The 23,407-nt window shown below is 58.3% G+C and carries 27 protein-coding genes and 1 riboswitch; of the genes, 23 read left to right on the top strand and 4 right to left on the bottom strand.

Features of this window, described 5'->3' with window-relative positions:
* Positions 1–39: 39 nt before the first annotated feature.
* The gene (gene fabA / locus Q0932_RS09270; protein ID WP_299351654.1) at positions 40–546 is read right to left on the bottom strand and encodes a bifunctional 3-hydroxydecanoyl-ACP dehydratase/trans-2-decenoyl-ACP isomerase; all 507 of its coding nucleotides are present in this window, start codon (positions 544–546) and stop codon (positions 40–42) included.
* Between the two features lie 186 nt (positions 547–732).
* On the opposite strand from fabA, the gene irrA reads away from it, so the two are divergent.
* Both irrA and Q0932_RS09260 read left to right on the top strand, forming a co-directional pair.
* Positions 733–1,149 (top strand): iron response transcriptional regulator IrrA, encoded by a 417-nt coding sequence (gene irrA, locus Q0932_RS09265; RefSeq protein ID WP_299351652.1) that lies wholly within the window; start codon positions 733–735, stop codon positions 1,147–1,149.
* Between the two features lie 89 nt (positions 1,150–1,238).
* A complete protein-coding gene (locus Q0932_RS09260) occupies positions 1,239–2,225 on the top strand; it encodes an NADPH:quinone reductase (protein WP_299351650.1) in 987 nt (328 codons plus the stop codon).
* 106 nt (positions 2,226–2,331) lie between these two features.
* On the opposite strand, the gene Q0932_RS09255 is transcribed toward Q0932_RS09260, so the two are convergent.
* Positions 2,332–2,910: a GNAT family N-acetyltransferase gene (locus Q0932_RS09255; protein WP_299351648.1), complete on the bottom strand. Its 579-nt coding sequence runs from the start codon at positions 2,908–2,910 to the stop codon at positions 2,332–2,334.
* Between the two features lie 173 nt (positions 2,911–3,083).
* Complete coding sequence (locus Q0932_RS09250) at positions 3,084–3,953, bottom strand: hypothetical protein (RefSeq protein ID WP_299351646.1); 870 nt, start codon at positions 3,951–3,953, stop codon at positions 3,084–3,086.
* Between the two features lie 109 nt (positions 3,954–4,062).
* Here Q0932_RS09250 and miaB point away from each other — a divergent pair, with 109 nt between their 5' ends.
* The 15 genes from miaB (at position 4,063) to Q0932_RS09175 (ending at position 17,716) form a co-directional block, all read left to right on the top strand.
* Positions 4,063–5,391, top strand: a complete 1,329-nt coding sequence (gene miaB, locus Q0932_RS09245) for a tRNA (N6-isopentenyl adenosine(37)-C2)-methylthiotransferase MiaB (RefSeq protein WP_299351644.1) — start codon at positions 4,063–4,065, stop codon at positions 5,389–5,391.
* Between the two features lie 301 nt (positions 5,392–5,692).
* Positions 5,693–6,208, top strand: coding sequence for an OmpA family protein (locus tag Q0932_RS09240; RefSeq protein ID WP_299351981.1), 516 nt, complete (start codon positions 5,693–5,695; stop codon positions 6,206–6,208).
* 11 nt (positions 6,209–6,219) lie between these two features.
* Complete coding sequence (locus Q0932_RS09235) at positions 6,220–6,519, top strand: hypothetical protein (RefSeq protein ID WP_299351642.1); 300 nt, start codon at positions 6,220–6,222, stop codon at positions 6,517–6,519.
* Positions 6,520–6,670: 151 nt separating this feature from the next.
* The gene (locus tag Q0932_RS09230) at positions 6,671–7,726 is read left to right on the top strand and encodes a PhoH family protein (protein ID WP_299351640.1); all 1,056 of its coding nucleotides are present in this window, start codon (positions 6,671–6,673) and stop codon (positions 7,724–7,726) included.
* Positions 7,727–7,936: 210 nt separating this feature from the next.
* Entirely contained in the window at positions 7,937–8,452 is a 516-nt protein-coding gene (gene ybeY / locus Q0932_RS09225) for an rRNA maturation RNase YbeY (protein WP_299351638.1), read from the top strand.
* A 20-nt stretch (positions 8,453–8,472) separates the two neighbouring features.
* Entirely contained in the window at positions 8,473–9,357 is an 885-nt protein-coding gene (locus tag Q0932_RS09220) for a hemolysin family protein (RefSeq protein ID WP_299351636.1), read from the top strand.
* Positions 9,350–10,840: an apolipoprotein N-acyltransferase gene (gene lnt, locus Q0932_RS09215; protein ID WP_299351634.1), complete on the top strand. Its 1,491-nt coding sequence runs from the start codon at positions 9,350–9,352 to the stop codon at positions 10,838–10,840. Before Q0932_RS09220 ends, lnt begins: the two co-directional genes overlap by 8 nt.
* Positions 10,841–10,874: 34 nt before the next feature.
* Positions 10,875–10,924: riboswitch (SAM-SAH riboswitch) on the top strand.
* Positions 10,925–10,928: 4 nt separating this feature from the next.
* On the top strand, positions 10,929–12,110 hold the full coding sequence (gene metK, locus Q0932_RS09210; RefSeq protein ID WP_299351632.1) for a methionine adenosyltransferase: 1,182 nt from the start codon (positions 10,929–10,931) through the stop codon (positions 12,108–12,110).
* 119 nt (positions 12,111–12,229) lie between these two features.
* Positions 12,230–13,090, top strand: coding sequence for a bile acid:sodium symporter family protein (locus Q0932_RS09205; protein ID WP_299351630.1), 861 nt, complete (start codon positions 12,230–12,232; stop codon positions 13,088–13,090).
* Positions 13,091–13,141: 51 nt separating this feature from the next.
* Positions 13,142–13,855 carry a tRNA (guanosine(46)-N7)-methyltransferase TrmB gene (trmB, locus tag Q0932_RS09200; RefSeq protein WP_299351628.1) on the top strand — a complete coding sequence of 238 codons (714 nt, stop codon included), beginning with the start codon at positions 13,142–13,144 and terminating at the stop codon, positions 13,853–13,855.
* A gap of 150 nt (positions 13,856–14,005) precedes the next feature.
* Positions 14,006–15,358 (top strand): 3-phosphoshikimate 1-carboxyvinyltransferase, encoded by a 1,353-nt coding sequence (gene aroA / locus Q0932_RS09195; RefSeq protein WP_299351626.1) that lies wholly within the window; start codon positions 14,006–14,008, stop codon positions 15,356–15,358.
* Positions 15,355–15,879 (top strand): hypothetical protein, encoded by a 525-nt coding sequence (locus Q0932_RS09190; RefSeq protein WP_299351625.1) that lies wholly within the window; start codon positions 15,355–15,357, stop codon positions 15,877–15,879. Before aroA ends, Q0932_RS09190 begins: the two co-directional genes overlap by 4 nt.
* A gap of 34 nt (positions 15,880–15,913) precedes the next feature.
* A complete protein-coding gene (locus Q0932_RS09185; RefSeq protein WP_299351622.1) occupies positions 15,914–16,420 on the top strand; it encodes a hypothetical protein in 507 nt (168 codons plus the stop codon).
* A 60-nt stretch (positions 16,421–16,480) separates the two neighbouring features.
* Positions 16,481–17,089, top strand: a complete 609-nt coding sequence (gene cmk / locus Q0932_RS09180) for a (d)CMP kinase (protein WP_299351620.1) — start codon at positions 16,481–16,483, stop codon at positions 17,087–17,089.
* Between the two features lie 105 nt (positions 17,090–17,194).
* Positions 17,195–17,716, top strand: coding sequence for a type III secretion system chaperone (locus tag Q0932_RS09175; RefSeq protein ID WP_299351618.1), 522 nt, complete (start codon positions 17,195–17,197; stop codon positions 17,714–17,716).
* Positions 17,717–18,026: 310 nt separating this feature from the next.
* Here Q0932_RS09175 and Q0932_RS09170 read toward each other — a convergent pair whose 3' ends face one another.
* On the bottom strand, positions 18,027–18,437 hold the full coding sequence (locus tag Q0932_RS09170) for a hypothetical protein (protein WP_299351616.1): 411 nt from the start codon (positions 18,435–18,437) through the stop codon (positions 18,027–18,029).
* A gap of 306 nt (positions 18,438–18,743) precedes the next feature.
* On the opposite strand from Q0932_RS09170, the gene rpsA reads away from it, so the two are divergent.
* From rpsA to Q0932_RS09140, 6 genes are all read left to right on the top strand, one after another.
* A complete protein-coding gene (rpsA, locus tag Q0932_RS09165; RefSeq protein WP_299351614.1) occupies positions 18,744–20,426 on the top strand; it encodes a 30S ribosomal protein S1 in 1,683 nt (560 codons plus the stop codon).
* A gap of 79 nt (positions 20,427–20,505) precedes the next feature.
* A complete protein-coding gene (locus Q0932_RS09160; RefSeq protein WP_299351612.1) occupies positions 20,506–20,928 on the top strand; it encodes a hypothetical protein in 423 nt (140 codons plus the stop codon).
* Positions 20,929–20,957: 29 nt separating this feature from the next.
* On the top strand, positions 20,958–21,710 hold the full coding sequence (locus tag Q0932_RS09155; RefSeq protein WP_299351610.1) for an SDR family oxidoreductase: 753 nt from the start codon (positions 20,958–20,960) through the stop codon (positions 21,708–21,710).
* 204 nt (positions 21,711–21,914) lie between these two features.
* Positions 21,915–22,238 (top strand): integration host factor subunit beta, encoded by a 324-nt coding sequence (gene ihfB, locus Q0932_RS09150; RefSeq protein ID WP_299351608.1) that lies wholly within the window; start codon positions 21,915–21,917, stop codon positions 22,236–22,238.
* Positions 22,239–22,241: 3 nt separating this feature from the next.
* The gene (locus tag Q0932_RS09145; protein WP_299351606.1) at positions 22,242–22,592 is read left to right on the top strand and encodes a LapA family protein; all 351 of its coding nucleotides are present in this window, start codon (positions 22,242–22,244) and stop codon (positions 22,590–22,592) included.
* Between the two features lie 83 nt (positions 22,593–22,675).
* Entirely contained in the window at positions 22,676–23,341 is a 666-nt protein-coding gene (locus tag Q0932_RS09140; RefSeq protein ID WP_299351604.1) for a phosphoribosylanthranilate isomerase, read from the top strand.
* Positions 23,342–23,407: the final 66 nt, after the last annotated feature.

Here is a 23,407-nt window from a genome sequence, read left to right as displayed (position 1 = left end):
AGGCCTCTTTCAACTTAGCAATTGGAAACCGGTCACCGGTTACTCGGGCGCAAGGCCGACACGCATATCTTTGACCTGATAGATCTCTTCGCCATCGGCAAACACCTGACCATTGGCGACGCCCAACTTCAGTTTGCGATCAATGATGCGGGTGAAATCCACGTGATAGGTCAGCATCTTGCGATCCGGACGCACCATGCCTTTCAGCTTCACTTCGCCAACGCCCATCGCCATGCCTTTGCCGGGCATACCGCGCCAGCCGAGGTTAAAGCCGGTCAACTGCCAAAGGCCATCGAGACCCAGACAGCCGGGCATGATCGGGTTGCCGGGGAAGTGGCACTCAAAGAACCAAAGATCGGGCGTGATATCGAACTCTGCCACAACATGGCCTTTGCCGAACTCTCCACCATCAGCCGAGATATCGGTGATCCGATCCATCATCAGCATCGGAGGCAAAGGCAATTGTGCGTTTCCGGGGCCAAAAAGCTCGCCGCGCGCGCATTTCAGCAGTCCTTCTTTGTCAAAGCTCGTTGGATAATCGGCCATGAAGGCACGCCCCCTTTTTGATCTGATAGTCACCTCTCGACTCCTCTATCATCGTGCCCGCAGGTCCTGCAAGTGCGCCCATGCCACAGGGCCGTGTTGTGGGCGTGTTGCGCCTGCAAATGAATTTCAATTGAAAACCCCCGACCAAAGACGCTATATTGCCATGTGAACCAGAGGTCTCGCCCAATGAACCAGCAAGCAAACGACACCGGCGCCAAGTGGCTTTCAGATGCAGGCGTGCGCCCGACACGGCAACGTGTGGCGCTGGCGGCATTGCTTGTCGGCGACGGGATGGACCGGCATGTGACAGCCGAAAGCCTGTTTGATGACGCCCGTCATCACGGCGAAAGTGTTTCACTGGCAACGGTTTACAACACGCTTCGGGCTTTTTGCTCGGCCGGTTTGATGCAAGAGATCACGGTGGATGGCTCCAAGAGTTATTTTGACACCAACACCCACGATCACCCGCATTTCTTTTGGGAAGATCGTCGTGAACTGACTGATGCGCCCGCCGACCAACTGGAAATCCGCCGTTTGCCGGATGTGCCGGAAGGGGCCGAGATAGCCAAGGTCGACGTGGTGATCCGCCTGCGCGGCAAGTAACTCAACGTCAAAACTTGCGACACAATGAGGGGCATTGCGCCCCTTTTTTTGTCGTGTCAGCATGGCGCGTGAAACAACAGGTGATTTCCATGAAAGCAGCGGTCTATCGCGCCTTTGGTGCGGCCAGTGATGTTCTGACAATCGAGGATATGTCCCGCCCTGATCCCGGTCCGGGTGAGGTGCTGGTGCGCGTTGCGTTTTCCGGCGTGAACCCTTCGGACGTCAAAGCCCGCGGAGGCAGGCGCCCCGGTGTAACCAAGCCGGCGTTTCCTGCCATTATCCCGCATTCCGACGGGGCAGGGGTGATCGAGGCTGTGGGCGAGGGCGTTGACACGGCGCGCCTGGGTGAGCGGGTCTGGATCTGGAATGGTCAATGGCAACGTCCATTTGGCACCTGCGCCGAGTATATCGCTTTGCCCGCCGAACAGGCCGTGAGGTTGCCTGATGCCGTCAGCCTCGAGACGGGCGCTGTGCTGGGCATACCGGGCCTCACGGCGGCGCAGGTGGTGTTCGGTGCTGGCAGCGTTGCGGGGAAAACCCTGCTGATCAGCGGTGGTGGCGGAACCGTGGGCTATCTGGCGGTGCAGTTGGCGCATTGGGCAGGGGCACGCGTGATCGCAACCGGCTCACCACGGGACTTTGACCGGATCAAAGCGGCCGGCGCCAACGTGGTGCTGGACTACCGCGCCGAAGACTTGGCGGCGCAGATCATCGCGGCCAATGACGGCGCATTGGTCGACATGGGGGTCGAGGTAGAGTTTGGCCTGAATATCGGTTTGATGGCAGACGTGATGCGCCCCAACGGACGGGTGGCGGTCTATGGCTCGGGCCTGGATATGACCCCCACCATCGCCTTTGGACCGATCCTGTTCAAAGCCCTGACGCTGGACGTGGTTCTGATCTACATTCAGGAAGACGCTGACCGAGAGATGTGCATCGACAAATTGCACGCTGCGCTGGCCGAGGGTGGGCTGTCGATCCCAATCGCGGAGGTCTATGGGGTGTCAGACACTGCTCAGGCCCACGACGCCGTTGCGCGGGGCGGTCGGGAAGGGGCGGTCTTGGTCGGGATGTAGGGTCAACGCGCGGTCAATCCAGGGGGCTGTTTGGAGTCCATTGTGTAAAATCTTGCAGCGTGACCGAATGACCATTAGGCGGAATTATGGGTGGATGGGTATGCAGTCACCGTGAAACCGGCTTGATCATGAGCAACCATTCCTCGCCTTCACTTTCCCAGCCATTTTTCTGCATGGGCTGCCTTGCACAAACCTCGTAACCGTGTCGTTCATACAATTTGCGTGCGCCGGTGTTGTTGTCCGCCACAATCAGACTCATTCCACGCGACCCACGATATCTTTCTGCAAAGGTTAGTAAGGATGACCCAATGCCCTGGCCTCTGGCGTGGCACACCGTCGAGAGAACAAACACATAGCCTGTAGCATAAGCCTCGCGCTCAAGTACCATCAGCGGTTCAAAGAGCGGAGAGACATCACTTGCCAATTCTTCGGGAACTTCAGGCTTTTGGTATGCGATCAAACACCCTAGCGGGGGGCCTTCGATCTCGGCAACCCACGCGTTTGTATAGGATATTCCTGCGTCTTCACTTTGGATGCGCTCAAGCCCAAAGTCTTCGGCACTTTGCCCGACTTCTGCAAGCGTTGCCCATAGATGCGAAGCCAAACCTTCGGATGCTCTGTCCACCAATGGTCCAAGGAACGCAGCGTCTGACTTTCTCGCACGCCGTATTTCAGGTTTGACCATCAATCCATCCCTTCTTAAGCAAATCACTGCAAGATACTAGCGCAGCTATCAGCGCGATCTCGAGTTTTTCAGCTTAATGATGGACTGGTCTGGCAAATTACACAAGAAACCGGCCCTCGACCAAATCTATGTGAACGGCAGGTTTGTCCCACAATACAGACATCTGCCTTACCCTAAAACCACTGCCCCGGCTCCATCAGCCCGAGGTCTAGCAATTGACGCGAGTGCCATTCAAAGGGCACCGAGTTGTGCCAGGAAAACGAGTGGATGGCGTCGCGGCTGCCGGGGTTTTGCTTGAGCGCCTTGGCGGTGCGGAAGGAACAGACGGCCGCCGTCAGATTGTGGTGCCACTCGCAACTGTAGGTGTTGTACTCTTCGTCGTTAAACGTGAAGTCGGGCAAAAGCTTCAGGCCGGGTTTGCTGAGAAACAGTGAAATCCGGTCAATCTTGCGCTTCTCGTAAGGAACATGCTCTTCGAACCGCCAGCGCAGCCCTCCGTAGAAGTCCAACTGGCGTTCCTTGGGGTGGTAGTTGTTGTTGGCGTCTTTGCGCGCCAGTGCATAATAGCCAGAGCGATCCAGATGGGCGTTTTCCAGTGACACCGCCATCGGATGCGCCGACAGGTTTTCGGCATAGAGATCCACCACATAGGTCAGCATCGAGTCGCGCCGTTCCTCTGTGTGAAACGCGATCATCTCGCCCACGGTGCGGCTCTCGCAGAAGGGAAAGAAAAGGTATTCGGCGTTAAAACAATAGTATAGCCAGATGCCCGGCGCGGCATTGATCACCTGATTCACAGTTTCGACCATCGTGCCCGACGTCGGATTGTTCATATCCACGCGCAGTATCTCGGCCTCGAGATCTTCGTCCAGCTCGAACGCAGGCGGTATGAAACACACGACCTTGCGAAACCCCAATTCAAGGTGGTGACGCAGGGTGGTGTCGACTTCAACATCGTCCTCGACAAACACCATTGCCACTGGCCCCTTGGCCAGCTGGCGTTGTGCGTCCTTCAAAAGCTCGGATACGGATGCGTATTTCATGACTTGATCTGCCCTTTTAGGCGCCAGAGTCTTTCAATTTTGTGTGCATTGCAAGCCACACAGGTTTTGATGTAGTCAGGCGCCCTGAAACCGCGACGGGACCGGGCACATGGCCGATACGAAAAAGCTCTATATCAAAACCTATGGCTGTCAGATGAACGTCTATGACAGCGAGCGTATGGCCGAGGCTATGGGCGGGGCTGGCTATGAGACCACGGACAGCGCAGATGATGCGGATATGATCCTGCTGAACACCTGCCACATCCGTGAAAAGGCCGCTGAAAAGGTCTATTCCGAGCTGGGCCGCTTCAAGGGGCTGAAAGCTGAGAAACCTGACCTCAAGATTGGGGTTGCAGGGTGCGTGGCGCAGGCTGAGGGCGAAGAGATCATGCGCCGTCAGCCTTTGGTGGATCTGGTGGTTGGCCCGCAAGCCTATCATCGTCTGCCCGAAATGGAGGCCAAGACCCAAGAGGGCGCCAAGGCTTTGGACACGGACTTTCCCGAAGAGGACAAGTTCGAGAAACTGAAGCATCGCCCAAAGGCCAAACGTGGACCCACGGCGTTCCTCACCGTGCAAGAGGGCTGCGACAAGTTTTGCGCCTTTTGCGTGGTGCCCTATACGCGCGGTGCCGAAGTGAGCCGCCCGGTGGATCGCATCCTGACCGAGGCCCGCGATCTGGTCGAGCGCGGGGTGCGTGAGATCACCCTGCTGGGCCAGAACGTGAATGCCTATCACGGCGCATCCACCAGCGGAGATTCAAGGTCACTGGCCCAGTTGATCTGGGAGCTCGATAAGGTTGACGGGTTGGAACGTATTCGTTTCACCACCAGCCACCCCAATGACATGTCGGATGATCTGATCGACGCCCACGGCACCTGTGACAAGCTGATGCCCTATCTGCATCTGCCGGTCCAATCCGGCAGCGACAAAATCCTCAAACGCATGAACCGCAGCCATGATCGCGACAGCTATCTGCGCCTGATCGAGCGCATTCGTGCGGCACGCCCCGATATCCTGTTGTCAGGGGATTTCATCGTTGGGTTCCCGGAAGAAACCGAAGCCGATTTTCAGGATACGATGGACCTGATCGAAGAGGTGAAATACGGGCAGGCGTTCAGTTTCAAATACTCGTCGCGTCCCGGAACACCCGCGGCCGAGCGTGCGTTGGTGGACGATGCGGAAGCCACGGATCGGCTCTATCGTTTGCAGGCATTGATCACCCAGCAGCAGCGCGCCATTCAAGACAGCATGGTCGGTCGCGAGGTTCGCGTGCTGTTTGAAAAGCCGGGTCGCTTGCCGGGCCAGATGGTAGGCAAATCCGAGTATCTGCATGCGGTGCATGTTACCGGGTCTGATGCGCAGATCGGAGACCTCAAAAAGGTGAGAATCGCCGAAAGTGGGACAAACTCGCTCGCTGGCGTGCCGATTCGCGATTGATCGGTGTTTAGAAACAATTTGACGCTCATCAGATTGTTGTCTGCTTGGATTGGATAATGACGGCTTTTGGTCCGGGTATCCGCGCGCGACGCCACGGATATGACACATTCCGACACCAAGTATAGTGAATTTTCCTTCACACACCCGCCAAATTCGTTAGAGTATCGTCATATTTCATATTGGGCGAAGTGGCAGCAAATGCCCCTCTTGCACCTTGGAATCAATGGCAGAGGATGTTGCTGTGGCGAACAAAAAGATCAAGCGCGCCCGGGCCGTAGTTTGGGGGCTTGCTGCGATTTGTATGGCGCTGGTTTCCTTTGCCGAGCCTGTGGCAGCACAGACACAACGCACCGTTGTGGGGCAAGAGTACATTCCAACGATCTGGGTGGATCCTGATGGGTGCGAGCATTGGGTGATGGATGATGGCGCCGAGGGCTATATGACCCCGCATGTGACGCGTCAGGGTATTCCGGTATGTCGGCGCGGAAACGTCTGCGGCGTGATGAACTCGGACCAGTTCTTCGCAACGGATCGCTACGGGATCAACTCGGCCAACCGCCAAAAGCTGGCGCAGTTCTTTAACGACGCCACCGCGTCGGCCTTTATCATCGCGGGTCACACCGACAGCCGCGCTTCGGATGCATACAACATGCGGCTCAGCTATAATCGCGCCAACGAAGTGGCCAAGGTGGCACGTTCTACCGGCGCGCGCGTTATTGATGTCCGCGGGTATGGCGAGCGGATGCCGCGGGCGTCCAACCGCAGCGCCTCTGGCATGGCCGAAAACCGTCGTGTTGAAATCATCTGCATTCGCTGAGGGGAAACGCCATGAAAATTGTTCGAGGTATTGTTCTCCTGAGTGCCGTTGCAGCCATTTCAGCCTGCAGCGACAACAAAGTTGACAAGACGGTGGACCGCGGGTTCGACAGCGACCACCTGAGTTCGATGACAGCCGGTATCTGGGTGGACCCCAACGGCTGCGATCACTGGATCATCGATGACGGGCTTGAGGGATACCTCTCGCAGCGTCTCGACAAGTACGGCAAACCGGTTTGTTCCGGCGCTGCACCTCCGGGTGTCGCAACCGGACCTTTCAAAGAGAATTCGGCCTTCAAAGATCAGATCTGATCGTCGGCTCATGCCAGAAATTTGGACCGCGTGGGGTGACCGCGCGGTCTTTTTCGTGACAAGGGCGTGAAATTGTCCAACACACCGCTTGCACCTCTGCCTGCAACTTGGCACCATTTCCCAAAGAGACTCAGTTGAGCAGGAGAGTTGATTGGCCACAGGTGCCCTGACCCCACCGCCCGCATCGGAAAAAATCACGGAAACGCTGATTGAATTTCCCGATAACAGATTGCTGATCGACCTGTGCGGTGAATATGACCGCAACCTTGCAGATATCGAACAGAAACTCTCGGTCCAGATTGTCCGGCGCGGCAACCAACTGGCGATTCACGGCGAGACTGGAGCGCGGCTTGAAGCGCATGAGGTGCTACAGGCACTTTATGAGCGGCTCGAGGCGGGCAAAGACGTTGAAAGCGCCGATATTGACCGCGAGATTCGCATGGGTGGCTCTGAAGAGGGCACCGGTGCACGCGATGGCGATCAGCTTGAGATGTTCAAGGGCGGCACAGTCGAGATCAAGACCCGCAAAAAACTGGTTGAGCCGCGCACTGAGGCCCAAAAGGCCTATGTGATGTCGCTGTTCAACAACGAACTGGCCTTTGGCATCGGTCCGGCGGGGACGGGCAAGACATACCTTGCGGTGGCGGCTGGCGTCAGCATGTTCATTGGCGGCCATGTCGATCGCATCATCCTCAGCCGACCAGCGGTCGAGGCCGGCGAAAAGCTGGGGTATCTACCCGGTGACATGAAAGACAAAGTCGACCCATACATGCAGCCGCTTTATGACGCGCTGAACGACTTTCTGCCGGGCAAACAACTGGCCAAACTGATCGAAGAAAAACGCATCGAAATCGCGCCGCTTGCCTTCATGCGCGGGCGCACGCTGGCCAATGCCTTCGTGGTTCTGGACGAGGCGCAGAACGCCACCACCATGCAGATGAAGATGTTCCTCACGCGCCTAGGCGAAGGCAGCCGCATGGTTATCACTGGCGACCGCAGTCAGATCGACCTGCCGCGGGGCGTGCCGTCTGGACTGAAAGACGCCGAACGCCTGCTGGATCACGTTGACGGTATCAGCTTCAATTATTTCACCGCAAAAGACGTGGTGCGCCACCCACTCGTGGCGGCGATCATCGAAGCTTATGACGCCGATGCCCAACGCGCCTTGGCAAACAGGGCGGACAAACGCGCGCGGGATGACGGCTAAGTTTTCGCGACTCCGGCACCGCTGGTGGCGTCAGAGCCCAAGTGAAACTGGCGCAGCTGTAATGCTCTTCCGCAAGAGACCTCTTCTTCGGTGACGGAGGGGCTGGCCGCCCGCTTTGGACTGCGGTGCAGGGGCTGCCCCTGCCTTAGCCCGGCGGAACGTCGGGCAAACCGGATTGAGACTGACCCATCTGCAGGATACTGTGCCGACATGACGATCGAGATCACATATGAGGCTGCGGGATGGCAGGGCGCGGGGTTTGACGCTCTGGCAGAGACAGCGATTGGCGAAACCCTGGCACATCTTGCCTTGCAGCCGTCCGATTGGCTGGTCTCTATTCTGGCCTGTGATGATGCGCGCATTGCAGAGCTGAACACCGAATTTCGCGGCAAGTCCACGCCAACAAATGTCCTCAGCTGGCCTGCGCAGGACTTGGCCGCGCCGCACGAAGGGGACACACCGGCAACACCGGAACCCGACATCTTTGGCGACGACACCGAGTTGGGCGACATTGCCATTGCCCTTGAAACCTGCACACGCGAGGCGCTTGAGGCGGGCAAGCCCCTGGCCGATCACGTCCTGCATCTGGTGATTCACGGCGTCCTGCATCTCTTGGGGTACGATCATATCCGTGACAAGGATGCCACGTTAATGGAAGGCATTGAGGTGGCGATACTTGGCAAATTGGGCCTTCCTGACCCATATAGAGAAGAACATGGGGATTAACCCCTGAATGGAAAGGAAAAATGGGCGATAGTTCCGACGGATCCTCTAACGCAGCGCTGAGCGCGCAGGCAGAGGCCCCCACACATCACAAGACCGGCTTTTTCGGTCGTATTGTCAAAGCGTTATCTCCGTCCGATTTGGGCGAGAGCACCTCGCCCGAGACATCACACACGCCCCGTCCTCAGACACATGGCATGATCAACCTGCGCAGAATGCGGGTTGAGGATGTTGCGATTCCCAAGGCGGATATCATCTCGGTGCCTTCATCGGTGACCAAGGATGAATTGGTTAAACTGTTTCGAGAAACCGGTTTGACCCGTTTGCCGGTCTACGAAGGCACGTTGGATACGCCCATCGGCTTTGCCCACCTCAAGGATGTGGCGCTGAAACACGGCTTCAACGGCTCGGGCGGTGCCTTTGTGATGGACCAGATGCTGCGGCCGTTGCTGTTTGTGCCGCCCTCGATGCCGATTGGCGTATTGCTGACCAAGATGCAGTCCGAACGCCGTCACATGGCGTTGGTGATCGACGAATATGGCGGCGTTGACGGTCTGGTGACCATCGAAGACCTGATTGAACAGGTGATCGGTGAGATCGAAGACGAACACGATCTGGAAGAGGACCAGTTCTGGGTGTTGGAAAAGCCGGGTGCCTATCTTGCACAGGCCAAGACCCCGCTCGAAGACTTTGAGGCCGAGATTGGCCGCAACCTCTCGGACCATGCCGAAGTGGATGCCGAGGATATTGAAACGCTTGGTGGTCTGGTCTTTACCCTGTCGGGCAATGTCCCGGCACGCGGCGAGGTGGTAGCCCACCCCGATGGCACCGAATTTGAGATCGTCGATGCCGATCCACGCCGGATAAAACGGCTGCGTGTCAGGTTCCCCGAGGCACAGGATGCCTGACGGGCTGGCGCGCTGGTTTGAGGCGCGCGGCGTCTGGCGGCGCTTGGCTTTGATGGTGTGTTTCGGCGCAGTTGCTGCGCTGGGCCATGCGCCGTTTTCGCTGACAGCCATGACATTTGCCGGTTTTGCGGCGGCGTTTTGGGTTTTTCCGCGCCTTTTGACACTGCGGGCAGCGACTGTCGCCGGGTTGGCCTTTGGCTCTGGCTACTTTGTTGTGTCGTTGAATTGGATCGTCGAGCCCTTTTTGGTGGATCTGGCCCGGCACGGCTGGATGGCGCCCTTTGCCTTACTTTTCCTGAGTTGTGGTCTGGCACTGTTTTGGGGCGCAGCCTTTGGTGTTGCGCATAAGCTGAATGTCGGGCGTTGGGGGTTGGTTCTGACCTTGGCCAGCGCCGAACTCTTGCGGGCCTATGTGTTCACGGGGTTTCCCTGGGCGATGCCGGTCTATGCGCTGATCAATGGGCTCGCGGCTCAGATGGGCGCCTGGGTCGGTCCTCATGGCGTGAACCTCTTGCTTTTTGCCAGTGTCAGCGCGGTGCTCAGCTGGCCTCAGCGCCGGGTGATTGCCGGGGTGGGGGGCGTTGCGATCGCCGTCGCACTCTGGCCTATGCCCGCAGCAGAAGTATCCAAGAGCGACGAGCGGATCGTGCGATTGGTGCAGCCCAACGCGCCACAGCATCAAAAGTGGGACCCGGATCACATGCGGGTCTTTTTTGACCGGGCGCTGCGCTCGACCCGCTCGGGTCTGGCCATTCCGGACCTGATAATCTGGCCGGAAACCTCGGTGCCCACCTCTTTAGACCGGTCAACAAACACACGTGCTGCTATTGCCCGTGCCGCGCGCGGTGCCACCGTTGTGATCGGTCTCAACCGCTATGATGGGATGCGGATCTATAACTCGGCCGTGGTGCTGGATGGCACCGGGGTCGTGACGGATATCCATGACAAACATCATCTGGTGCCTTTCGGAGAATATGTTCCCTTTGGCGATGTGATGGCACGGTTCGGCATTCATGGCCTCGCCGCGCGCGAGGGCGGAGGGTATAGCGCCGGGCCAGGGCCGCGTCTATTGAACGTAGGGCGGTTGGGGCATGCCTTGCCGCTGATCTGCTATGAAGCTGTCTTTCCACAGGACATGCGCACAGATGGGCAACGTCCCGATTTCCTGATGCAGTTAACCAATGATGCCTGGTTCGGGCGGTTTTCCGGCCCGTTCCAACATCTCGATCAGGCGCGCATGCGTGCGATTGAGCAAGGGCTGCCGATGGTGCGCGCGGCAAACACCGGCGTGTCAGCGGTGATTGACGCACAAGGCCGCATCATCGCCTCGCTGGCGCTTAATACCGAGGGTTTTGTCGACGCGCCGTTGCCAGCGCCCCAGTCGCCAACGCTTTATTCAATGACAGGCGACTGGCTGGTTACGGGATTCCTTTTGGCAACACTGTTTGGACTATTTCTGAGGCGGCGTCGCGAAACCGATTGACCCTCTTAAATGCCGCGCGTAAGGCAGGGGTCATCTGTCGTCACAACGGCTTCCTGACGTGACGGCGTTACATATATCGGAGCACCTCATGGCCAGAAATAACTACACTTTTACCTCTGAATCTGTTTCAGAGGGGCACCCGGATAAGGTCTGTGACCGGATTTCCGACGCGGTTCTTGATGCGTTTCTGGCGGAAGAGCCCGAAGCCCGCGTCGCCGCTGAAACCTTTGCGACAACCAACCGGGTGGTGATTGGCGGAGAGGTGGGGCTGTCTGACAAGGACAAGCTGCACGAATACATGGGGCGGATCGAAGAGATCGCCCGCGCCTGTATCAAAGACATCGGGTATGAACAGGACAAGTTTCACCACGAAACGGTCGAAGTCACCAACCTCTTGCACGAACAATCCGCGCATATCGCACAAGGCGTGGATGCGTCAGGTGAGAAAGACGAAGGCGCTGGCGATCAGGGCATCATGTTCGGCTACGCCACCACTGAGACAGACGCGTTGATGCCGGCCCCGATCCAGTACAGCCACGCCATCCTGCGTCGACTGGCAGAAGTCCGCAAATCCGGCGCCGAGCCAACATTGGGCCCCGACGCCAAATCGCAGCTTTCTGTTGTGTACCAGGATGGCAAACCGGTGGGCGTCAGCTCAATCGTGTTGTCGACCCAGCACCTTGATGCGTCAATGACTTCTGACGATGTACGCGCAGTTGTTGAGCCTTACATCCGCGAAACCCTGCCCGAGGGCTGGATTTCCGCAGCAACCGAATGGCATGTGAACCCAACTGGCAAATTCGTCATTGGTGGACCAGACGGAGATGCAGGCCTGACAGGTCGCAAGATCATCGTCGACACCTATGGCGGCGCTGCACCACACGGTGGTGGGGCGTTCTCGGGCAAAGACCCGACAAAAGTTGACCGTTCAGCCGCATACGCGGCGCGCTATCTGGCCAAGAACGTTGTCGCCGCAGGTCTCGCCGAGCGCTGCACGATCCAGCTGTCTTATGCCATTGGCGTCTCCAAACCGCTGTCGATCTATGCCGATACGCATGGCACCGGACAAGTGCCGGATGCCGCCATCGAAGAGGCCGTGAGCAACGCGATGGACCTGACCCCGCGCGGCATTCGCGAGCATCTGGGCATGAACAAGCCGATCTATCAGCGCACCGCGGCTTATGGCCACTTTGGCCGTGAACCCTCTGCGGATGGCGGGTTTAGCTGGGAAAAGACTGACCTTGTCGACGTGTTGAAAAACGCTGTCTGACGCAAGCGGTTTCCAAACCGCTTGTTCACGACACAATCGGACCAGGCTTTCCGTAACGAAAGCTTTGGTCTTTTTTTTGTCTTGTGCCAGTCTGACCCGGCGAACTGGGAGGGATTTTTATGCTGATTGATGTGGCACTGCCGCTTTCGCTGGCGTTCATCATGTTTTCACTGGGCTTCGGGCTGACGTTTGCCGACTTTGGTCGGGTCCTGGCGATGCCGCGCGCAGCTCTGACGGGCATGGTCCTGCAAATCATCGCGGTTCCCGCGGTTGCTTTCTTGCTTTTGCGGCTGGTGAGCCTGCCTCCCGCGCTGGCCTTTGGGGTGATGATCCTTGCATTTTGTCCGGGTGGCGTCACGTCGAACATCCTGACAAAACTGGCAGGCGGCACCGTCGCTTTGTCGATAACGCTGACGGCTGTGGTGAGCCTGTTGTCGGTGCTGACGGTGCCGATCCTGATTGACTGGGCCGCCGGCGTCTTTCTTGGGGAGGCGGCTGTTGAGATCAACGTGACGGGCATTGCGGTGTCGATGTTTGCCATCACCGCCGTGCCGGTTCTGATCGGGCTGTTATTGCGGTTCGTGGCGCGAGACTTTGCTGATCGCACGGAAAACACGGTTTCGACCGTGGCCCTGGTGTTGTTCGTTGTGATCGTGATCGCCGCTCTGGCCACGAACTGGCAATTGTTCCTCGACAACATTGGTCATTTGGGTCCGCTGTTGGTCGGGATGAACGCGCTGTTGTTGATCCTTGGGGTTCTGATCGCCCGTGTGGTCGGGCTGTCGGGCGGCGATGGCTTGTGTATCTCGGTGGAAATGGGCGTGCAGAACGCGGCGCTTGGCATCACGGTGGCGGGACTGGTGGCGCAAAGCGGTGGCATTCCGGAGTTTGCAGTGCCAGCCGCACTTTATGGGATCACTATGTATATCGTCACCATTCCCGGCATGTTCGTTTTACGTAGGATCTTTGGCAAAACTTGACGCCGGACGCACAAGCAGGCACATGGCGCCGGATCACCAACGGATAGACCCATGACTGAAGACCACCATCCTTCCGGCGCGCCGTGGCGCAACTTTTATGGCCGCTTCAAAGGCAAGGGCCTGCGCAAGTCGCAAGAAGGCTATCTCGACGAAGATCTGGCCAAGTTCTCTCCCGGCGCGGTTGGCTGGGAGGAAAACCCCGAGCGCACGCCTTTGGACCTGACGGGTTTGTTTGGCGATCGTGATGTCTGGCTTGAGATCGGATTTGGCGGGGGTGAACACATGGTGCACCAGGCGGTGGAAAACCCCGATGTCGGCATCATAGGGTGCGAGCCTTATATCAACGGTGTGGCCATGTTGTTGGGCAAGATCCGTCAGGCAGAGGCACAGAACGTTCGGGTGCATCCCGGCGATGTGCGGGACATGTTTGACGTGTTGCCGGACCAGAGTATCTCACGTGCGTTTCTACTCTATCCCGATCCCTGGCCCAAAAAGCGCCATCACCGTCGCCGGTTTGTCACGCCTGAGCATCTTGAGCCGCTGGCACGTGTGTTGAAACGTGGCGCGATCTTTCGCGTGGCAACCGATATTCCCGACTATGTGCGACAAACGCTGGAACAAGTGCCGGGTCATGGGTTTGAATGGCTGGCGGAAGGCCCGCAGGATTGGCGCGCGCCGTGGGAGGATTGGATTTCAACCCGGTATGAGCAAAAGGCCTTTCGCGAGGGGCGTACCCCGCATTATCTGACCTTTCGCAAGACGTAAGGGCGTAAGGGGCGCTGCCCCTCTTGGCCCCGGAGCAAGTCCGGCACCAATTCACCCCGGAGTATTTCTGCCAAAATGAAGGGCAATTCGCGCATTTACGTGGGCGGGTGTCTGCGCTAACAGGTTTTGGCAATCTGAGAGGAAGTTTCCATGTCTGGCCACGGCACCCCGATTCCCATGACATCACAGGCCTGCGGCCCCCTGACGGGTGAGGCCCATGTGCCAGGAGACAAGTCAATCTCGCACCGGTCTTTGATCCTTGGCGCGATGGCGGTTGGCGAAACCCGCATCACCGGCTTGTTGGCAGGCGAAGACGTGCTTGATACGGCCAAGGCCATGCGGGCCTTTGGGGCCGAAGTGACGGATCATGGCGGTGGTGAATGGAGCGTGCAGGGCGTTGGTGTTGGCGGCTTCGCCGAGCCTGACAACGTGATTGATTGCGGCAATTCGGGCACCGGCGTGCGTCTGATCATGGGCGCGATGGCAACCACGGGCATCACGGCAACCTTTACCGGGGATGCCAGTCTGAACAAACGCCCGATGGCACGTGTCACTGACCCGATCGCGCTGTTTGGGGCGCAGTCCGTGGGCCGCGAAGGGGGGCGTTTGCCGATGACCATCGTCGGCGCGGCCAATCCGGTTCCGGTGCGCTATGTCGTGCCGATGCCCTCGGCGCAGGTGAAATCTGCGGTGCTGTTGGCAGGTTTGAATGCCCCCGGCCAGACCGTCGTGATCGAAAAAGAGGCCACGCGCGATCACACAGAACGCATGTTGGCGGGTTTCGGCGCCACGATCACCACCGAGGCCACGGACGAGGGCCGGGTGATTACCCTGACCGGGCAGCCCGAGTTGAAGCCACAAACCATTGTCGTGCCGCGTGACCCGTCTTCGGCGGCGTTTCCGGTCTGTGCCGCGGTGATCACACCCGGCTCGGATGTTCTGGTGCCCAACATCGGGTTGAACCCCACACGCGCTGGCCTGTTCGCCACGCTGCGCGAGATGGGGGCGGATCTGGTTTATGAAAATGAGCGTGAAGAAGGCGGCGAGCCTGTTGCCGATCTGCGTGCGCGCTTTTCGCCAGATCTGAAGGGGATCGAGGTTGATCCGGCGCGCGCCGCCAGCATGATTGACGAATACCCCGTTCTGTCCGTGGTTGCAGCCTTTGCCAAGGGCAACACCGTGATGAAGGGCGTCAAAGAGTTGCGCGTCAAGGAAAGCGACCGCATCGAGGCGATGGCCTCGGGGTTGCGCGCCAATGGCGTTGACGTGGATGAGGGCGAAGACTGGTGGACCGTGATTGGTCTCGGCCACGGCAATGTGCCGGGGGGCGCCACCTGTGCCAGCCATCTGGATCACCGCATTGCCATGTCGTTCATGATCCTTGGCATGGCCACGCAGAACCCGGTGAGCGTGGACGATGGCGGCCCGATTGCGACCTCGTTTCCGATTTTTGAACCCTTGATGGACGCGTTGGGGGCCAAGATCACGCGGACATCTGCGTGACACGCTATACCAAGACGCTAAGTGCGCTGACGGTGGTTACCGCGGCGACTTATGCGCTTTTGGTGGGTGTTGGCATGGCGCATCTGGTTCTAGGGCCTGAAAAACTGCAGCCATTTGACCTGAGGCCTTTGGGGTATTCGGTGCAGGACGCGGCGCAATATCTGTCACTGTTGAATGAGGACAAGGCCGCGCTCTACACCGGGTTGTTGCGCCGGGTCGACACCCTGTTTCCAGTGTTGTTTGGGCTTTGGATGGGTTGGGTGTGCTGGGGGCTGACACGTACCCTTCATCCCTGGTCGCGCGTGATCCTTTTGGTCGCCCCGGCGAGTTACACGGTTATGGACCTATGCGAAAATGCTTTGGTCGCGGACATGGTATTGGCGTTCAAAACACCACCGAATCCGACACTTGTAAGTCTTGCCAGCAGCTACACGGTCTCAAAGTTCGTCACGCTTTTTGTTGCTTTTGGCCTGCTCTTGGTCATGATGATCCGCAAGATCGGTCAGTCCAGATTGGACTGACGAGGCGATCCCCAAGTCAATCGGGGAGGGGACAATGCAACGCGCATTTTGGCTGAGTTTCATTACAGCCGCAGCGATTTATCTGACGATGGCGCTGTGGTCAGTGCCATTCATTGCAGATCAGGCCGCGGGCCAAGCGCCCTTTGACATGCGCCCGATGGGCTATTCGCTGAGCGATGCCAAGGGCTTTCTTGGCGCTTTGACCGAGGATGGCCGTGCCTTTTACCTGGATGTGCAGCAGAAACTGGATATCGCCTATCCGGCGCTCTTGGGTTTGGCGTTGGTATTGGGGTTGCAACTGGCGCTGCGCCCCCCTTGGGGCACGGTCTTTGGCCTTGTTGCCCTGATGGCGACGGCTGCGGATTACTTTGAAAACCACATTGTCGCCGGCATGTTGCAAACCCCCTTGGCGGACTTGGATTCAACAACGGTTCAGGTCGCCAGCTTTCTGACCATGAGCAAGTCGTTGGGGCATATGACCTGTTTTGTGGCGCTCTTGCTGGGGGCCTCGACCCATCTGATGCGGCGCGCCCTGCGTTAGGGCTTGCGAAGGGCACCGGCTCTTGGGATACAAAAGGCCGACACAACCCCGAGGCATTTCATGCGTTTTACAATCGCCATCGACGGGCCAGCTGCGGCTGGCAAAGGTACGATTTCCAAGGCGGTTGCCGCGCACTTCGGATTTGCCCATCTCGATACAGGGCTGTTGTATCGCGCCGTGGGCGCCAAGACACTGGATGGCACCGATCCAATTGATGCTGCAGGGTCTTTGCGGGCCGAAGATCTTGAGGGGTTTCACCTCAGAACGCCCGAAGTGGCACAGGCCGCCAGCAAAGTCGCGGTGATTGCCGAAGTCCGGGCTGCTCTGGTAGATTTTCAGCGTGCTTTTGCCCGCCGCGCCGGAGGGGCAGTGCTGGATGGGCGCGACATCGGCACGGTGATCTGCCCCAGCGCCGAGGCCAAGTTGTTCGTCACCGCCAGCGCCGAAGTGCGCGCGGAACGCCGCTATCTGGAATTGGCAGACAAGGGCATGGATGTGAGCCGGGCGCAGGTTCTCGCTGATGTCAAAGAACGTGATGCCCGAGACATGGACCGCGCTGAAGCGCCGCTGAAACCGGCCGAAGACGCTGTGGTGATCGACACCAGCACGATGACGATTGAAGAGGCGGTCGAAATGGCCGTGTCCGCGATCAAAGCTGCAAGAGGGTAGGTCGCGCGGCGCGTTTGCCTGCTCACTTTGACCTCACCACAGTGTGTTTCGCTTGTTTCACAGGACATGGCTAGCCTGAGATCACCTCATTCAGGAGTTCGCGCCATGCGCCTCATCGCTATTCTGTTTTCTTTGCTCGCTACTTCTGCCCTTGCCGAAGATACCGTGTCGGAGCCGCCGATGACCTACGAGAGGCTGGGGCGCATTGTTTTGACGCTTGATCCTGAAGCTCAGCCCAGAGGTGACATGTTTGAGCTGCGCATTTCCGGCCAGCATGTGATCGTGGTAATAGACCGGGTTGCAGATCGTATGCGAGTTATGGCGCCGATCCGCGAAGCCGATGGGATAGAGGCCGACGAGATGCGGCGTATGATGCAAGCCAATTTTGATAGCGCGCTCGATGCGCGATATGCGCTTGCCAACGGCGTATTGTGGTCAACATACATTCACCCTCTGTCACCGCTGGAAAGAGACCAGTTCATCGAAGGCGTGGCACAGACGGTGAATGCAGCCCAGACCTATGGCACGCTCTATACCGGTGGTTTGCTGCAATTCGGCGCCGGTGACAGTGGCGCATTGCAAAACGATTTGCTGGAAGAACTGTTGAAGCGCGGGCAAGACATCTAAGGCGCTTAACAAGCCGGAAAAGGATGTTCGATCACACTGTGAGTGCACAGGCCACGACAAACGAGTTGCGGCCTGACGGGCAGGGCAACCTGATTGTGGTGTGTATGCTATGGGTCTGAAAAATGGCGGCCGCCAAAGGGACGGATCGCGAGGCCGGGTGTCTGCCCGGTGCGAAAGCGGATTTCTCCGCAAAGCCAGCAAGATCGCAATGCCCCTTTTTATCGGGGCGGGATCCGTTTTTCAGTGGTTAACCGTGGGGCAGTCTGGCGCATCGGTGTTAACGTCGTCCTGCACCAGAGTGCGCTGCTTGTTATACCGGGCGCGTCACGGAAAGAACCCCGGTCCACCCGGCGTCGTTTAACTCAAAGGGCAAATCACGGATTGCCACGCGACCATGCGCAACACCGATCAAGCCTTCGCGCACGATCAGTTCCAGCGCTTGGGTCTCATCAACCGGAAAGCCCGCCATCTGGGTCGCGGCTTCGGTGGCGACGATGTCCGCAAGATAGGGCAGACCAGATTTTGGTCCCATATCCACAGCTTTCACCACATCGTCGGGCGCGACGGCGACGGTGCCAGATTCTCCTTCGGGACCGTTGAACGTAAAGGTCAGGCGGAAATCCTGTTCTCCAAGGATCGAGTCTCCTTCGGCCAACAGGGCAGAGGGCAAAGCAGCCAGGGCCGCAAGGCTGACCAGAAAGGTGCGTTTGGTAAGTGTCATGTGCATCTGTCTCATGTTTGTTCGTGCTTCCTCTTGCATAGAGCAACCCGCCTTGCGCGAACTTGTCCAAAATCAAGAGGTGGCCTTGCATCATTGCTCGAAACGGTCTAAATGCGCCCTGTCCAGAGACCGTCAAGAGTCGCGGATGTGGTGAGTAGGGCCCGAGGGAAATCCTTTGGCCCTAATTGTTTGTTTGTGACACCACACTCGTTTTCTTGGTCAAACGGCCCGGGACATAACGAAACCAAGACCGGCGGAGACAACCGCGCGGCCCGAAAAAATGTTTGTAAAGGAACCTGAGACCTCATGGCTCAAAACACATCGATGGAGGAATTCGAAGCCCTCCTGAATGAAAGCTTCGAAATGGACACCCCGAACGAAGGTTCGGTTGTCAAAGGCAAAGTCATCGCAGTTGAAGCGGGACAGGCCATCATCGACGTCGGCTACAAAATGGAAGGCCGCGTTGATCTGAAAGAATTCGCAAACCCTGGCGAAGCTCCTGAAATCGCCGTTGGCGACGAAGTGGAAGTCTTCCTGCGCGCGGCTGAAAACGCCCGTGGCGAAGCGGTTATCTCGCGTGAGATGGCTCGTCGTGAAGAAGCCTGGGATCGCCTGGAAAAAGCTTACGCAGACGACGCCCGCGTCGAAGGCGCAATCTTTGGTCGCGTCAAAGGTGGCTTTACTGTCGACCTCGGCGGTGCCGTGGCCTTCTTGCCCGGTTCGCAAGTTGACGTACGCCCTGTGCGCGACGCTGGCCCTCTGATGGGTCTGAAGCAGCCGTTCCAAATCCTGAAAATGGACCGTCGCCGTGGCAACATCGTTGTTTCGCGTCGCGCCATCCTCGAAGAGAGCCGCGCCGAACAGCGCGCCGAAGTTATCGGCAACCTCTCGGAAGGTCAGGCCGTGGAAGGTGTGGTCAAGAACATCACCGAATACGGTGCGTTTGTTGACCTCGGCGGTGTTGACGGGCTGTTGCACGTCACCGACATGGCATGGCGCCGTGTGAACCATCCTTCGGAAATCCTGTCGATCGGTGAGACTGTCAACGTACAGGTCATCAAGATCAACAAGGAAACCCACCGCATTTCGCTGGGCATGAAGCAACTGCAAGACGATCCTTGGGATCTGGTGGCTGCCAAGTACCCACTGGAATCGACACACACCGGTCGCGTCACCAACATCACCGACTACGGTGCCTTTGTTGAGCTGGAGCCCGGCGTTGAAGGTCTGGTGCACGTCTCGGAAATGTCCTGGACCAAAAAGAACGTTCACCCCGGCAAGATCGTCTCGACCTCGCAAGAAGTCGAAGTCATGGTGCTGGAAATCGACAGCGCCAAGCGCCGCGTGTCGCTGGGTCTCAAACAGACCATGCGCAACCCATGGGAAGTGTTTGCAGAAACACACCCCGAGGGCACCGAGGTCGAAGGCGAAGTCAAGAACATCACCGAATTTGGTCTGTTCATTGGCCTCGACGGCGAGATCGACGGCATGGTTCACCTCTCCGACATCTCGTGGGACGAGCGTGGCGAAGACGCGATCCAGAACTACCGCAAAGGCGACGTGGTTCAGGCCGTTGTATCGGAAGTCGACGTTGATAAAGAGCGTATCTCGCTCTCGATCAAAGCGCTGGGCGGCGACAAGTTCGCCGAAGCCGTTGGCGGCGTGAAGCGTGGTTCGATCATCACTGTTGAAGTCACAGCCATCGAAGATGGCGGCGTTGAAGTCGAATACGAAGGCATGAAATCGTTCATCCGTCGTTCCGACCTGTCGCGTGACCGTGCAGAGCAGCGCCCAGAGCGTTTCTCGGTCGGCAACAAGATCGACGTTCGTGTCACCAACGTGGACAGCAAGACCCGCCGTCTGGGTCTGTCGATCAAAGCGCGCGAGATCGCCGAAGAAAAAGAAGCCGTCGAACAGTATGGCTCTTCGGACTCCGGTGCGTCGCTCGGCGATATCCTGGGCGCAGCGCTCAAGTCCGGCGACGAGTAAACCTCGCACCAAGACATCAGAAAAGGCCCTCGCAAATGCGGGGGCCTTTTTTTGTGGGATTGACGGTTCGCGCCCCCCGGTGAAAACTGCAGTCATGGATCTGAGTGGTGACTGGACCGGTGTGTTTGACTATGGGCTTGAGGCCCAGGATGCGGTGACGTTCACGGCGACGCTGATAGATGTTGGCGGGGTGGTCTGGGGGAAGACGCAGGAACCCAACAGCTTTGCGCCGGGCGCAGGGCCAGAGCTGATCGCAGAACTCAGCGGAACCCGCAGTGGGATGGAAGTGCACTTTCGCAAGGCCTATCTGGGCAGTCCCCGAGGAGGGGAGTATCCAATTCACTATACCGGTCACGTGTCCGCAGGTGGCAAACGGATTGAGGGGCAATGGCGCATCAATAATCCGGGCGTGCCGTTCAGTGGGCCCTTTGTGATGACACGGATCACCGGCCTCGAAGTGCGGCGCGAGATCGCAATAGAAGCAGAAGCCGAAGTCTCTTAGACGCGGTTGAAATGAAGAGCGAGGCTAGGATGAGCAAAAAAGTGGCGTTGGTGACGGGTGCGGCTCGCGGGATCGGACTGGCAACAGCCAAGCGGTTGCAATCGGACGGCTGGGCCATCGGAATGCTGGATCGTGACCGCGAGGCCCTAATGGCGGCCGTGCGCGAGGTCGAAGACAGTTTCGCGCTACCTTACGACATTTCGGACCCCGAACAGGTCACCCGGGCCTTTGCCGACTTGCGCAGTCACCACGGGCGCTTGGATGCCTTGGTCAACAATGCCGGTGTGGCTGACTTTGGCCCCATCGCCGAGACCGATTTCCAGCGTTGGCGCGAGGTCATGGCAACGAACCTCGATGGCACTTTCTTGTGTTCGCAGGCCGCGACCCCGCTGCTCAAAAGCAGTCAGGGCGCCATCGTCAATATCGCATCAATCTCTGGGTTGCGGGCGTCGACGTTGCGGGTGGCCTATGGCACCTCCAAGGCGGCTGTGGTGCACCTGACGTTGCAGCAGGCGGCCGAGTTGGGAGAGTACGGCATTCGCGCCAATTGTGTCGCGCCGGGGCCGGTACGGACCAAACTGGCGATGGCGGTGCACACGCAGGACATCATTGATGCCTATCACGACGCCATCCCTTTGAACCGTTATGGGAGTGAGGGCGAAATCGCCGAAGCGATCGCATTCCTGTGCTCGCCTCAGGCCAGCTATATCACGGGTCAGGTGCTGGCTGCGGATGGTGGATTTCAGGCCACCGGCGTCGGTTTACCAGCGCTGCGAAGCTAAGGTCACGCGCCCCAAGGTCAGATTCTCATTCCGAATCAACAATTTCTCTGCGACGCGGCACAACGGCTTTGGGGCTGAACTCTTGCGCCAAAGACAGGCGAAGTTTCGCTGAAAACCCGGATTCCGACCGATTCACGCAGGAATTTTTCTGCTAAGGGCCTCAAAATGTTTCCGTTCTGCGGGATTGTTCTTATAGTTGCTTGGATGCAAGCGATAAGACATGCACGCCCAGGGAGACAAAAAAACATGATCCGTTCGGAACTCATTCAAAAAATCGCCGATGAAAATCCTCATCTCTATCAACGGGATGTTGAGCGGATCGTAAATACGATCTTTGACGAAATCACAGACGCCATGTCTCGCGGCGACCGCGTCGAGTTGCGCGGTTTCGGGGCGTTCTCGGTCAAGAAGCGTGATGCACGGGTGGGGCGCAATCCCCGCACCGGCGAAAGCGTTGAAGTCGAGGAAAAGCACGTGCCCTTCTTTAAGACCGGAAAGCTGCTGCGCGACCGTCTCAACGGAAAGTAACTTATGCGCTACATTCGCTATGCCTTTTGGGCGGTGGTGGGCATTGCCCTGATCTCGGTGGCAATGGCCAATCGCGGTTTTGTTCATCTCAAGCTGTTTCCTGATGCGCTTTCGGATCTTCTGGGCCTGAACCACTCCATCTCTTTACCGCTGTTCATCGTGATTTTGATGAGCGTGGCGGTCGGGCTGTTGATTGGTTTTGTCTGGGAGTGGCTGCGTGAGCACAAGCACCGCTCGGAAAAGAACCGCACCCAGCGCGAGTTGAAACAGACCCAGCGCGAAATCCGTCGGATCAAAGGCGGGGGTGAGGCCAAGCAAGACGACGTTCTTGCCATTCTGGACGAGGCCTCCTGACGCCTGCGTCGCTCTACAGTTTTTTGATCTTTGAAAGGGCAGGGGCGTTTGCGTTCCTGCCTTTGCGTCTTTATGGGGATGGCATGGATATTCGGGTGAAAGTATGCGGGCTGACCGCGTTGGATCAGGTGGCGGCCGTGGCCGAGGCCGGAGCGCATTATGCCGGCTTTAACTTTTTCCCCAAGTCGCCGCGTTTTGCTGATGTGGCACTGGCCCGAGATCTGGCATTGGCAGCACCCGTGGGGCTGGCCAAGGTTGGCCTTGTGGTGAACGCCGATGACGAGACGTTGGACCGGATCACCGGCGAGGTGCCGCTGGATATGTTGCAGTTGCACGGCCGCGAAACACCCGAGCGCGTGGCCGAGATCAAGCACCGCTATGGGTTGCCGATCATCAAGGCCATCGGTATCGCGGATGAGGCGGACCTGACGCAGATCGCCACTTATGGTGCGGTTGCGGATCAACTTCTGGTCGATGCCAAACCGCCCAAGAATGCCGTGCTGCCCGGCGGCAACGGTCTGGCCTTTGATTGGCGGTTGGTGAACCGCAAGTACTGGCCCTGTCCTTGGATGCTGGCCGGGGGATTGACCCCGGATAATGTGGCGGAGGCGATACGCATGACCGGGGCACGTCAGGTCGATGTCGCTTCGGGTGTGGAAAGCGCGCCGGGGGTTAAGGACGCCGCCCTGATCCGGGCTTTTGTCGACGCGGCCAAGGGCGTGAGCAAAGGTGCTCCAATCCTGCGCTAAGGCGTGCTTTCGCGACGCTTTACGCTTGCCGAGTCCTGTCCTGCGTTCTAGGTAAGTTCAGTGAAA

Source organism: uncultured Shimia sp., assembly GCF_947498095.1.
In the GTDB taxonomy this organism is placed as follows: Bacteria; Pseudomonadota; Alphaproteobacteria; order Rhodobacterales; family Rhodobacteraceae; genus Shimia.
This window is presented reverse-complemented; position numbering and strand designations above follow the sequence as displayed.

Excerpts from the sequence above, each read along its gene's own strand:
- Q0932_RS09260 (WP_299351650.1), top strand. The coding sequence starts at position 1,239 with ATGAAAGCAGCGGTCTATCGCGCCTTTGGTGCGGCCAGTGATGTTCTG.
- Q0932_RS09255 (WP_299351648.1), bottom strand. The coding sequence starts at position 2,910 with ATGGTCAAACCTGAAATACGGCGTGCGAGAAAGTCAGACGCTGCGTTC.
- ihfB (WP_299351608.1), top strand. The coding sequence starts at position 21,915 with ATGCAAGCGATAAGACATGCACGCCCAGGGAGACAAAAAAACATGATC.
- Q0932_RS09250 (WP_299351646.1), bottom strand. The coding sequence starts at position 3,953 with ATGAAATACGCATCCGTATCCGAGCTTTTGAAGGACGCACAACGCCAG.
- lnt (WP_299351634.1), top strand. The coding sequence starts at position 9,350 with ATGCCTGACGGGCTGGCGCGCTGGTTTGAGGCGCGCGGCGTCTGGCGG.
- Q0932_RS09240 (WP_299351981.1), top strand. The coding sequence starts at position 5,693 with ATGGCGCTGGTTTCCTTTGCCGAGCCTGTGGCAGCACAGACACAACGC.
- metK (WP_299351632.1), top strand. The coding sequence starts at position 10,929 with ATGGCCAGAAATAACTACACTTTTACCTCTGAATCTGTTTCAGAGGGG.
- ybeY (WP_299351638.1), top strand. The coding sequence starts at position 7,937 with ATGACGATCGAGATCACATATGAGGCTGCGGGATGGCAGGGCGCGGGG.
- cmk (WP_299351620.1), top strand. The coding sequence starts at position 16,481 with ATGCGTTTTACAATCGCCATCGACGGGCCAGCTGCGGCTGGCAAAGGT.
- Q0932_RS09170 (WP_299351616.1), bottom strand. The coding sequence starts at position 18,437 with ATGACACTTACCAAACGCACCTTTCTGGTCAGCCTTGCGGCCCTGGCT.
- Q0932_RS09145 (WP_299351606.1), top strand. The coding sequence starts at position 22,242 with ATGCGCTACATTCGCTATGCCTTTTGGGCGGTGGTGGGCATTGCCCTG.
- Q0932_RS09235 (WP_299351642.1), top strand. The coding sequence starts at position 6,220 with ATGAAAATTGTTCGAGGTATTGTTCTCCTGAGTGCCGTTGCAGCCATT.
- Q0932_RS09205 (WP_299351630.1), top strand. The coding sequence starts at position 12,230 with ATGCTGATTGATGTGGCACTGCCGCTTTCGCTGGCGTTCATCATGTTT.
- Q0932_RS09185 (WP_299351622.1), top strand. The coding sequence starts at position 15,914 with ATGCAACGCGCATTTTGGCTGAGTTTCATTACAGCCGCAGCGATTTAT.
- rpsA (WP_299351614.1), top strand. The coding sequence starts at position 18,744 with ATGGCTCAAAACACATCGATGGAGGAATTCGAAGCCCTCCTGAATGAA.
- aroA (WP_299351626.1), top strand. The coding sequence starts at position 14,006 with ATGTCTGGCCACGGCACCCCGATTCCCATGACATCACAGGCCTGCGGC.
- irrA (WP_299351652.1), top strand. The coding sequence starts at position 733 with ATGAACCAGCAAGCAAACGACACCGGCGCCAAGTGGCTTTCAGATGCA.
- trmB (WP_299351628.1), top strand. The coding sequence starts at position 13,142 with ATGACTGAAGACCACCATCCTTCCGGCGCGCCGTGGCGCAACTTTTAT.
- Q0932_RS09140 (WP_299351604.1), top strand. The coding sequence starts at position 22,676 with ATGGATATTCGGGTGAAAGTATGCGGGCTGACCGCGTTGGATCAGGTG.
- miaB (WP_299351644.1), top strand. The coding sequence starts at position 4,063 with ATGGCCGATACGAAAAAGCTCTATATCAAAACCTATGGCTGTCAGATG.
- Q0932_RS09220 (WP_299351636.1), top strand. The coding sequence starts at position 8,473 with ATGGGCGATAGTTCCGACGGATCCTCTAACGCAGCGCTGAGCGCGCAG.
- Q0932_RS09175 (WP_299351618.1), top strand. The coding sequence starts at position 17,195 with ATGCGCCTCATCGCTATTCTGTTTTCTTTGCTCGCTACTTCTGCCCTT.
- Q0932_RS09155 (WP_299351610.1), top strand. The coding sequence starts at position 20,958 with ATGAGCAAAAAAGTGGCGTTGGTGACGGGTGCGGCTCGCGGGATCGGA.
- fabA (WP_299351654.1), bottom strand. The coding sequence starts at position 546 with ATGGCCGATTATCCAACGAGCTTTGACAAAGAAGGACTGCTGAAATGC.